The sequence below is a fragment of the Pseudomonas sp. FSL R10-2189 genome (genome assembly GCF_009600325.1).
Lineage (GTDB): Bacteria > Pseudomonadota > Gammaproteobacteria > Pseudomonadales > Pseudomonadaceae > Aquipseudomonas > Aquipseudomonas helleri.
Genome location: NZ_WIVZ01000122.1, coordinates 1 through 502, shown reverse-complemented (window position 1 = coordinate 502; position 502 = coordinate 1). Strand labels below are relative to the sequence as shown.

General features: G+C 45.8%; 1 protein-coding gene. It reads left to right on the top strand.

Translation table 11 applies throughout. From position 1 onward, the window contains the following. Positions 1-17: 17 nt before the first annotated feature. On the top strand, positions 18-502 hold a 485-nt coding region (locus GHO32_RS26200), incomplete at its 3' end, for a hypothetical protein (protein WP_153443126.1).

Genomic DNA, 502 nt, shown 5'->3' with positions numbered 1-502 from the left:
TGGCGAGTGTTACTTCGGTGACTAAACTGGCGGGCCCCTACGTGCCAATAATTAGTCTGCCAGGGAATATTATCGCGGGAACTATTACATTCCTGAAGGTGGGGATGGATGTGAAGGCTGGGCGTGAAGTTAAAAAGGGTGAGCTGTATAGTCTACTGGGTAATGGAGTTGGGGTTGTTGGAACATTTGTTGTTTTGTCCGGTGCGGGGGCTTTTTTTGTTGGGTCTTTAGCTGTAGCTGCTATTGCGACAGGTTTGTTGTCAATTTACCACTCAGATATTTTCGGGAATGTGATGGCTGCTGCTGACGATTTCTTTAGAAATAATAGAGGTGATAGTTATCTTGATTATATGTGCGCGCCAGATATGCGCATCGTAGATCGGAACACGCTAAGAACGGCTTATGCCAATAAGATTTTTTCTTGTGATTGGGTGGCGACGACGGGTGAGTTGTTGCCTTCTTCGGTGGTTGTGAGCAATGAAAGTAATAGTGTCGTGATAGG